Below are 10,013 nucleotides of genomic sequence, written 5' to 3' on the forward strand. Positions count from 1 at the left end.
CACGCGCGCTGGGCGGCGGAGGTGCGCGGCGGCATGCGCCTCGCGGGCTGGCTGGCGACGCTGACGGGCCGTGCGCCCTGGCTGCTCATCGGTGGCGCGGCGCTTGCCCCGGGGCTGGCCGCGTTCGCCGCGCGACGGACGCGGCTCGGCTTCCGCTAGCTCCGTTGCCGCTCCCAGACCTCGGGCCGCACGAGATGCGGCGGCCGCCGGCCGGCCAGCACGTCCAGCACCTGTGCTGCGCATTGCAGTGCCGTCTCGCGCATCGCCTCCTCCGTCACGCCGGCGATATGGGGCGCGAGCACGGTGTTCGGTGCCGACAGCAGCGGCTCCTCCGCGCCGGGCGGCTCCACCGCGAAGACGTCGGCCGCAGCGCCGGCCAGCCGACCCTCGCGTAGCGCCTCCGCCAGCGCGGCTGTGTCCACCAGCTCGCCGCGGGCGGTGTTCACGAGCAGGGCATGCGGGCGCATGTGGTGGAGCGTGTCGGCGTTGATCATGTGGCGCGTGTCAGGGCGGAGCGGGCGGTGCAGCGACACCACGTCCGCGCCCGCGAGCAGCGCCTCCACGCTCGGCGCGCGTTCCGCGCCGGCCTCCCGCAGGGCCGCATCCTCGGAGCCGGGCGAGAAGACCAGCAGCCGCATGCCGAGCCCGTGCCGCGCGATGGCGCCCGTGATGCGCGCGATGGTGCCGAAGCCGGCAAGCCCCAGTGTCTTGCCGTGCAGCTCCATCATCCGGCCCTCGTAGCGCAGCCGCCAGTCGCCGCTCCGAACTGCCGCGTCGCCCTCCATCACCTTCCGGGCCAGCGCCAGGATCAGCGCGATGGCGTGCTCGGCCACGCTGCGGGCATTGGCGGTCGGCGTGTTGCAGACCGGGATGCCGAGTTCCGTCGCCCGGTCGACCGCGATCCGGTTCATCCCGACGCCGTGGTTGACGATGACGCGGAGCGAAGCGCCGGCCTCGACCGCGGCGGCATCCAGGCCGGCATTGCGGGTGATCACCCCGGCGCAGCCCGGTATCTCGCGCGCCACGGTCGGCATGTCGGGCGCCGAGGCGAAGCGCGGCGTGACGCCATGGGCAGTCAGGAGGTCGAGGCCGGCCCGGTGGATCGGCTGGACGATGAGGCACTCCGGCATGGCCCGCCCCTTAAGGTCGCGGCCTGCGCCGGGCAACCGTGCGGCGCGGTGGATTCCGGCGGCGCGGGCTTGACCGGCCCGGGCTGCGCCTCCATACGCCCGCCACGCCACGTCCCGTTCGTCTAGAGGCCTAGGACACCAGCCTTTCACGTTGGCAGCACGGGTTCGAATCCCGTACGGGACGCCATCTCGCCGCTTTGCGCCGCTCGACCTTCCTCGGCTGCCGCAGCCTGCGCCGATGTCAGGAATCCCCCCTTGTCGCCCGGCGCCAGCCTCGCACGGCCGGCAGCGTGCAACGCCGCGTTGACGAGCGTCGGATTCGGTATAGAGGTTACGCGGTCTTCATTCGCAGCAACCCCGAACCGCCGAGGCTTCCGCATGCGTAGGCATCTCCTCGCCGCCCTTTGCGGGCTGGCCCTGCTGGCAGGCCCGGCCGCCGCGCAGCAGGAGGTCCGCCCGGCCATCGTCTTCGACATGGGTGGGCGCTTCGACCGCTCCTTCAACGAGGCGGTGCATCGCGGCGGCCAGGAATTCCAGCGCGCCACCGGCATCCAGGTCGCCGAGTTCGAGGTGACGGCCGAGCCGCAGCGCGAGCAGGCGCTGCGCAACTTCGCCCGCCGCGGCCAGGACCCGATCGTCGCCGTCGGCTTCGCCCAGCGCGCCGCCGTCGAGACCGTGGCGCGCGAATTCCCGAACACGCGCTTCGTCGTGCTCGACAGCTTTGTCGACCTGCCGAACGTCCGCTCGGTCCTGTTCCGCGAGGAGCAGGGGAGCTACCTCGCCGGGATGATGGCGGCGATGGCGAGCCGCTCGGGCCGTATCGGCTTCGTCGGCGGCATGGACATCCCGCTGATCCGCAAGTTCGCCTGTGGCTATGTCCAGGGCGCCCGCGCGGTGAACCCCCAGATCCAGGTCTTCCAGAACATGACCGGCTCCACCCCGGCCGCCTGGCGCGACCCGGTTCGCGGCAGCGAGCTCGCGCGCAGCCAGATCGAGCGCGGCGCGGACGTGATCTTCCATGCCGCCGGCGGCACCGGCCGCGGCGTGCTGCAGGCCGCGGCCGATGCCGGGCGCCTCGGCATCGGCGTGGATTCCAACCAGAACCACCTCCATCCCGGCCATGTGCTGACCTCCATGCTGAAGCGCGTGGACGTCGCGGCGCGACTGGCTTTCGAGGAAGCCCGCGCCGGGCGCTTCACCGGGGGGCGGCAGGTGCTGGGGCTCGCGGAGGACGGCGTCGGTGTGGCCTTCGACGAGCATAATGACCGTCTCGTGACGGCCGAGATGCGCCAGCGGGTCGACCGGGCGCGCGCGGAGATCGTCGCCGGCCGCGTCTCCGTCCACGATTTTATGACGGACAACAACTGCCCGGTGAACTGATCCCCTCGACGTCGCCTTCGGCGCCGCCGTGGGGTCCCCGGCCTGGAACCCATCCTCCGATGGTGGTGCATCCCATCGTGGCGACGCCACGATGGGCCACCAGGTGGCGGACATCCCTGACGTGACGTCGGCGCAGGGCGCGGGCGGCGCGCCGCCCGCCATCGAGTGCCGCGGCATCACCAAGCGCTTCGGCCATGTCCTGGCCAACGACGCGGTGGACCTCGTCGTCCGCCGCGGCTCGATCCACGGCGTGATCGGCGAGAACGGCGCCGGGAAGTCCACGCTGATGGCCATCCTGCACGGCTTCTACCCGATGGATGCCGGCGAGATCCGCGTGGACGGCAGGCCGGTGACGATCCGCGACAGCGCGGACGCGATCCGCCTCGGGATCGAGATGGTCCACCAGCACTTCATGCTGGTCGAGCCTTTTCGCGTGATCGAGAACATCATGCTCGGGGCAGAGGGCGGCATGCTGCTCGCCGGCGGCGAGGCGGCTGCACGGGCGTCACTCGCGCGGCTCGGGCGCGACTACGGCCTTGTCGTTGATCCGGATGCGCGGATCGGGGACCTGCCCGTCGGCGCGCGCCAGCGCGTCGAGATCCTGAAGGCGCTGCACCGCGGCGCCGAGATCCTGATCCTCGACGAGCCGACCGGCGTGCTGACCCCGCAGGAGGCCGACGACCTCTTCCGCGTGCTGCGCGCGCTGCGCGACGAGGGCAAGGCGGTGATCCTGATCACCCACAAGCTGCGCGAGGTGATGGCGGTGACCGACCGCGTCTCCGTCATGCGCGGCGGGAAGATGGTCGCGCATCGCGAGACGGCGAAGACCTCGGCGGCCGAACTCGGCGAGCTGATGATCGGCCGCCGGCCGGCCGCCGCCGCGCGCCCCGCGCCTGCGACCCCAGGGCCGGAGCTGCTGTCGGTGCAGGATCTGCGAGTGCGCGACGGGGCAGGCGTGGAGCGCGTGCGGGGCGTGTCGCTTGCGCTCCATGCCGGCGAGATCCTCGGCATCGCCGGCGTCGCCGGCAACGGCCAGACCGAGCTGCTGGAGGCGCTGTCCGGCATGCGCCGGGCGGAGTCCGGCACCATCCGCCTGCGCGGCGAGGTGCTGCCGCCCTGCGACGCGGCGGCGATGCGCGGCCGCGGCGTCGCACATGTGCCCGAGGACCGGCTCCGGCACGGGCTCGTCGCCGACTTCCCGGCGCAGGACACCGCCATCCTCGGCTACCACGGCGACCCGATGTGGCGCCGGGTCCTCGGCCTGATCTCGAACCGCGCGGTGGAGGCGCATGCGGCCGGGCTGATGGCGACGCATGATGTGCGCCCCGCCGCGCCGCGGCTGCGCTCCTCGCTCTTCTCCGGCGGCAACCAGCAGAAGCTGATCATGGGCCGCGAGCTGGAACGGGCGCCGGACGTGCTGCTGGTCGGCCAGCCGACGCGCGGCGTGGACATCGGCGGGATCGAGGCGATCCACCGTCGGCTGCGCGCCTGGCGCGACGCCGGCAAGGCGGTGCTGATGGTCTCGGTCGAGCTGGACGAGATCCTGGCGCTCTCCGACCGCATCCTGGTCATGTTCGACGGCCGCATCGTGGGTGAACTGCCCGCCGGCGCGGATGAACGCCAGCTCGGTCTGCTCATGGCGGGCGCCCACGCATGACGCGCCCGCTGCCGCGCTGGGCGGAACTCGCCCTTCTTCCGCTGCTGAACTTGGTGCTCGCGATGGCGGTCTCGGCGCTGGTGGTGCTGGCCGCGGGGCAGTCGCCGACGGCAGCTCTGCACGCGCTCGCGATCGGCAGCTTCGGCTCCTGGGATGCGATCGGCTTCACGCTGTTCTACGCCACCAACATGGCCTTCGCGGGGCTCGCCGTCGCGATCGCCTTCAAGGCTGGGCTGTTCAACATCGGCGTCGAGGGGCAGGCGGCGATGGCGGGCCTCGGCATCGCGCTCGTCTGCCTCGGCCTCGATGCAAGCCTGCCGGCGTTGCTGCTCCTGCCGCTCGCGATCCTCGGCAGCGCGGCCTTCGGCGCCGCCTGGGGTTATGTGCCGGGCTGGCTGCAGGCGCGGCGCGGCAGCCACGTCGTCATCACGACGATCATGTTCAACTTCATCGCCGCCTCGCTGATGGTCTACCTGCTGGTCAACGTGCTGATCCAGCCGGGGCAGATGGCGCCCGAGACGCGGCGCTTCGCGACCGGTCTCGCCGCGCTGTCGAGCTTCGGCTTCCCCGGCCGGTCGCCGGCGAACGTCACGCTGATCCTTGCCCTGCTCGCGGCCTTCGTCGTCTGGGTGCTGGTCTGGCGCACGCCCTGGGGCTACGGGCTGCGCGTCGTCGGCTCCAACCCCGAGGCGGCGCGCTATGCCGGCATCGACGAGGGCCGCCGCATCATCGTGGTGATGGCGATCTCCGGCGCGCTCGCCGCCGGCATCGCGGTGAACGAGATCCTCGGCGTCCACCAGAAGCTGATCCTGAACTTCACCGGCGGCGCCGGCTTCACCGGGATCGCGGTGGCGCTGATGGGGCGCAACCATCCGGTGGGCGTGCTGCTGGCCGCGCTGCTCTTCGGCGCGCTGGCGCAGGGCGGGTCGGAACTCGCCTTCGAGATGCCGGACCTGCCGCGCGACATGGTCGTGGTGGTGCAGGGCCTCATCATCCTCTTCACCGGCGCGCTCGGCGCGCTGCTGCGCGCACCGCTCGCGCGCGTGATGGCGAGGGGCTGAGATGGAGGCCGCGCTCGACCTGATCGTGCCGATCCTCGCCGCCACGCTGCGCGTCGCGACGCCGCTGATCCTGGCCGCTCTCGCGGGGCTGTTCGCCGAACGCTCCGGCGTGGTGGATGTCGGCCTCGAGGGCAAGATGCTGGCCGGTGCCTTCGCCGCCGCCGCCACGGCCGCGGTGACCGGCGATGTCTGGCTCGGGCTGGGTGCCGCCATCCTCGCCTCCTCCGCGCTCGCGCTGCTGCATGCCTTCGCCTGCGTGACGCTGCGCGGCAGCCAGGTGGTCTCCGGCATGGCGATCAACGTGCTGGCCGCGGGCCTCACCGCGACCCTCGCGCTCGCTTGGTTCCGCCAGGGCGGGCAGACGCCTGCGCTGCCGCCCGACGGCCGCTTCCAGCCCATCGCGCTGCCCGGCGCGCAATGGATCGCGGAGGTGCCGCTGCTCGGGCGCCTCGTGGTCGGCGTGCTCGGCGGGCACACCGCGCCCGTCTATCTCGCGCTGCTGCTCGTGCCGCTTGCGGCCTTCGTGCTGTGGCGCACCCGCTTCGGCCTCAGGCTGCGCGCCTGCGGCGAGGCGCCGGGCGCGGTGGATGCGGCGGGCGTGTCGGTGGCGAAGCTGCGCTACGCCGGCGTGATGATCGCGGGGCTGCTCTGCGGCACCGCGGGTGCGACGATCTCCACCGCGCAGGGCGCCGCCTTCAGCACGGACATGACGGCTGGCCGCGGCTTCATCGCGCTCGCCGCGCTGATCCTCGCGAACTGGAAGCCCTGGCCGGTACTCTGGACCTGCCTGCTCTTCGGTCTGCTCGACGCGGTCGCGATCCGGCTGCAGGGCGTGCCGGTGCCGGGGCTCGGCGTGCCCTTCCCGGTGCAGGCGGTGCAGGCGCTGCCCTACATCCTCACGGTCATCCTGCTCGCCGGCTTCGTCGGCCGCGCCGTCGCGCCGCGCGCCGTCGGCATTCCTTACGTGAAGGAACGCTGAGCCAGCATTGCGGGCGCGGAACCTCCGCGCGAAGCTGCACCGCATGACCTCCTTCACCTGCGCGAAGCGCCCCGCCACCGGATCGCGCGGCGTCGTCTGCACCAACCATCCGCTCGCCTCCGCCGCCGGCGCCGAGGTGCTGGTTGCCGGCGGCAATGCGGTGGATGCCGCGATCGCCTCGCTCTTCGCGCTGACGGTCGTGGAGCCGATGATGGTCGGCATCCTCGGCGGTGGCGTTGCGCATCTGCGGCTGGCCGATGGCCGCCACATCATCGTGGACGGGCTCTCCACCGCACCGGCCGCCGCCTTCGACGGCATGTACCGCATGGCGCCCGGCGCGGGGGCCGAGGTGCGGGAGGCCGCGGACCGCGCCAACGCCGTCGGCGCGCTGGCCGTCGCGGTCCCCGGGGCGCTGCGCGCCTGGGCGCAGACGCTGGAGCGCCACGGCACCTGGCCGTTGGCCGACGTGCTGGAACCGGCGATCCGCCTCGCGGCGCGGGGCTTCGCGGTGACGCCCTATCTCTCGGATGCGATCGGTGATTGCCGTGCGGATCTCGCGCGCGATCCCGACCTGGCCGCGCGCTTCCTGCCGGATGGCGCGCCCCTGCGCGCCGGGGCGCGGCTGGTCCAAGGCGCCTATGCGGAGACGCTGCGCGCCATCGCGCGGGAGGGCGTGGAGGCGCTGCATGGCGGCGCCGTCGGCACGAGGCTTGTCGAGGGCCTCGCCGCCGCCGGCGGGATCATGACGCAAGAGGACCTCCGCCGCGCGGCGCCGGTCGAGCGTGCGCCGGTCGTCGCGCGCTACCGCGGCTTCGAGATCCACGCCCCGCCGCCGCCCTCTTCGGCCGGCGTGCACATGACGCAGATGCTGAACATCCTGGAGGGCTTCGACCTCCGCGCGCTCGGCTTCGGCACGGTCGAGACGACGCATCTGCTGGCCGAGGTGCTGAAGATCGCCTTCGCCGACCGCGCCGTCGCGACCGCCGATCCCGCCTTCGTGGAGGTTCCCGTCGCCCGCCTGACGGCAAAGGACCATGCCGCCGCGCGCCGCGCCGCGATCCGGATGGACGCCGCGCAGGACTGGGCGCCAGACCCCGGCTTACGCGAAAGCCCGAACACCACCCATGTCACGGTGGCAGACGCCATGGGCAACGTCGTTGCCAGCACCCAGACCATCAACAGCCTGTTCGGCGCGCGCATCGGCATCCCGGGCACCGGGATGATCGCCAACAACTACATGCTGAACTTCGAGCCGCGTCCCGGCCAGGCGCTCTCGGTGGCGCCGGGCAAGCGCGTCTTCACCTCGATGGCGCCGAGCGTCGTCACGCAGGACGGGCGGCTGCGCTGGGCGCTCGGCCAGCCCGGCGGCCTCCGGATCTTCGGCTCCACCATGCAGGCGATCCTGAACCTGATCGACCATGGGATGGAGTTGCAGCGTGCCGTGGAGGCGCCGCGCGCCTGGACGCAGGGCTTCGGGCTCGAGCTGGAGCCGGCCTTCCCGGACGAGGTCGCGGCCGCGCTCGCCGCCCGCGGCCACCGCATCGAGCGCGTGCGGACCATCGGCGGCGGGCTGAACGCGATCGAATTCTACGCGGATGGCAGCATGACCGGCGCTGCCTGCTGGCGCGGGGACGGCACGGTGGTGGCGCTGGGCGGCGGGCTGGCGCGCGCCGGCGTGCGCTTCTCGCCCGACGCCCCGGCGAAGGCCTGACGCCGTCGTCAATACGCGAGCGACCGAGTCACCGCTCCTGCGTACCGCCACCGCGGATCAGGCGCTAAACGCGGTTCTCGGCCTTCGCGAAGTGATGGCAGAACGCTGATCCGATCTCGACCAGTCGATCGGCGATCAGCTTGCCGGTCGCGGCGCTGCACAGCCGCGCATCGGCCGCGCCGACGCTCTCGGGGCAGAAGACGTCGTATTGCTGCGGCACGGTGACCTCGGCGCCCCGGAAGTCCAGCGCGCCGAACCCGCGCGCCGGGAGGCCGAGCGCGGTCGCGCCCTCGGCCCGCGGCGGGCGGATCAGGTCGGTCCGCACGCGCTCCGGGAACAGGTGCAGGCAGAGGCTGGTCAGCGGGTCGGCGCCGTGCCCTGCGCTGGCCTTCGCCTTCTCCGCGCCGACCAGCTTCGGCAGCTCCGCCCCCGCGATGCGCCAGAGATAGAGCGTCGGGATGACCAGGCCACGCTCGCGCAGCACCGCGCGCGTCGCGTCGTTGATGACCTCCACGTTCCCCCCATGCCCGTTCAGGACGACCAGCCGCGTCAGGTTGTGGCGCAGCAGCTCGTGGAACACCTCGTCGAGCACGGCGCGGAAGGTGGCGGCCGACAGCGCGATGCCGCCCGCCATCGGGGCGAAGAAGTCGCCCTTGCCGAAGGGCAGCACGGGCGCCACCACGGTGCGCGTGCCTTCCGCCGTCGCGCGCAGCGCGATCAGCTCGGCCATCCGCTCGGCCAGCAGGTAGTCGCCCATCGGCGCATGTGGCCCCTGGTCCTCTTGGCTGCCGAGCGGCAGCAGCACCACCGGATTGGACGGATACAGCGCGCGCGCCTCGTCGCCGGTGATCTCGCCCATGCGCACGCGGGTGCTTGGGACCGTGGTCATCGTGCTTGCTCCGTCAGGTTTCGAGCATGGACGCCAAGCTGCAGGCGGGTCTTACCGGCGCCATGATGTGAGGGTTACTGCACCGTTTCCGCAGCAACCTGCCTCATATCTGGCCAAGCGTCTCAACTAATTTTCAGCATGTCTTGGTACCCTTGGTCGAGGTGACCAAGGCCCATTTGCACATGAGCTTCCAGCCGACCGGGTTGGGTCTCAGCGAGACGCTGTACGTGGCGGGACGAGTCTTCATCGGGGCTGCCTGCCTTGCCATGGCGGGCACCGCGATCGCCCGTCTCTTCCGCCCGCGTGCTCCCGCATTGGCCGAGGCCGGCCTGCATCCGGCGACACTTGCCGTGGCCGCCGCGCTCGCGCTCAGCGCTGCCGCGGTGCTCTCGCTCCGCGACGCCTATGACAACACCGTCCTGAGGGCGGCGGACCCCATATTGCCGGGGAGTTGGTACTGGCTCGGCTTCGACCTCCTGCTGCCGCTGCTGGGCCTCCTGCTGATGCGCGCGCTGGACGAGCGCGACCTCGCACTCGTACGCCTCGCCGAGCAGGCGGTCACGGACCCGCTGACCGGGCTGCGGAACCGTCGCGGCTTCCTCGATGCCGGCGTCGCCGCCATCACCCGTGCCGCGCGCGACGGGGTGCCGGTCTCGGTGGTCGCGCTCGACCTCGACCGCTTCAAGGCTGTCAACGACACGCATGGCCATGCGGCCGGCGACGCCGTGTTGCGCGGCGCGGCCTCGGCAGTGCTGTCGGGGTTGCGGGCCGGCGACCTTGCCGGACGCCTCGGCGGCGAGGAATTCGCGCTGCTGCTGCCCGGCGCCGGGCTGCGCGACGCCTCGGCGATGGCCGAGCGTCTGCGTGTGGCGCTGCCGGTCGCCGTCCCGCATCCGACCGCGGGCGCCCGGGTCACCGCGAGCTTCGGCGTCGCCGAACTCGATCCCGTGGCGGAGGCCGGACACGCTGCCCGGGTGCTCGAGGCCGCGATCGCCGCCGCCGACGGCGCGCTCTATGTTGCCAAGCGGGGCGGGCGGGACCGCGTCGCGCTCGCGGACCGGGTCCCGGCGTGATGCGCCCGATCCGCATGGCCCTGATGTGCGCGCTGCTGGCTGCGCCCGGCATCGCCGCGGCGCAGGCGCCTGCCGACCCCGGCGCGCTCCGCACGGAGGGTGTCGCCGCCGCGCGGGCCGGGCGCAACGCCGA

Annotated in this window: 8 protein-coding genes and 1 tRNA gene; 7 read left to right on the forward strand and 2 right to left on the reverse strand. The window is 72.8% G+C overall.

Annotated elements, in window-relative coordinates; genetic code table 11:
* Nucleotides 1-155: 155 nt before the first annotated feature.
* On the reverse strand, nucleotides 156-1,130 hold the full coding sequence (locus L2I40_RS12090; protein WP_237215210.1) for a hydroxyacid dehydrogenase: 975 nt from the start codon (nucleotides 1,128-1,130) through the stop codon (nucleotides 156-158).
* A gap of 111 nt (nucleotides 1,131-1,241) precedes the next feature.
* Here L2I40_RS12090 and L2I40_RS12095 point away from each other — a divergent pair.
* The 6 genes from L2I40_RS12095 (at nucleotide 1,242) to ggt (ending at nucleotide 7,918) form a co-directional block, all read left to right on the forward strand.
* Nucleotides 1,242-1,317, forward strand: a tRNA-Glu gene (locus tag L2I40_RS12095).
* Nucleotides 1,318-1,508: 191 nt separating this feature from the next.
* Nucleotides 1,509-2,510, forward strand: a complete 1,002-nt coding sequence (locus tag L2I40_RS12100) for a BMP family lipoprotein (RefSeq protein WP_237215211.1) — start codon at nucleotides 1,509-1,511, stop codon at nucleotides 2,508-2,510.
* Between the two features lie 103 nt (nucleotides 2,511-2,613).
* Nucleotides 2,614-4,167, forward strand: a complete 1,554-nt coding sequence (locus L2I40_RS12105; protein WP_237215212.1) for an ABC transporter ATP-binding protein — start codon at nucleotides 2,614-2,616, stop codon at nucleotides 4,165-4,167.
* Complete coding sequence (locus L2I40_RS12110; protein ID WP_237215213.1) at nucleotides 4,164-5,228, forward strand: ABC transporter permease; 1,065 nt, start codon at nucleotides 4,164-4,166, stop codon at nucleotides 5,226-5,228. Before L2I40_RS12105 ends, L2I40_RS12110 begins: the two co-directional genes overlap by 4 nt.
* Nucleotide 5,229: 1 nt before the next feature.
* Nucleotides 5,230-6,207: an ABC transporter permease gene (locus L2I40_RS12115; protein ID WP_237215214.1), complete on the forward strand. Its 978-nt coding sequence runs from the start codon at nucleotides 5,230-5,232 to the stop codon at nucleotides 6,205-6,207.
* A gap of 43 nt (nucleotides 6,208-6,250) precedes the next feature.
* Nucleotides 6,251-7,918, forward strand: a complete 1,668-nt coding sequence (ggt, locus tag L2I40_RS12120; RefSeq protein ID WP_237215215.1) for a gamma-glutamyltransferase — start codon at nucleotides 6,251-6,253, stop codon at nucleotides 7,916-7,918.
* 64 nt (nucleotides 7,919-7,982) lie between these two features.
* Here the strand turns inward: ggt and L2I40_RS12125 are convergent, their stop codons facing one another.
* Nucleotides 7,983-8,807, reverse strand: coding sequence for a creatininase family protein (locus L2I40_RS12125; protein ID WP_237215216.1), 825 nt, complete (start codon nucleotides 8,805-8,807; stop codon nucleotides 7,983-7,985).
* A 182-nt stretch (nucleotides 8,808-8,989) separates the two neighbouring features.
* Between L2I40_RS12125 and L2I40_RS12130 the strand changes: the two genes are divergently transcribed.
* Complete coding sequence (locus tag L2I40_RS12130; RefSeq protein WP_237215217.1) at nucleotides 8,990-9,880, forward strand: GGDEF domain-containing protein; 891 nt, start codon at nucleotides 8,990-8,992, stop codon at nucleotides 9,878-9,880.
* Nucleotides 9,881-10,013: the final 133 nt, after the last annotated feature.

This window comes from Falsiroseomonas oryziterrae, from assembly GCF_021864505.1.
Taxonomy (GTDB): domain Bacteria; phylum Pseudomonadota; class Alphaproteobacteria; order Acetobacterales; family Acetobacteraceae; genus Falsiroseomonas; species Falsiroseomonas oryziterrae.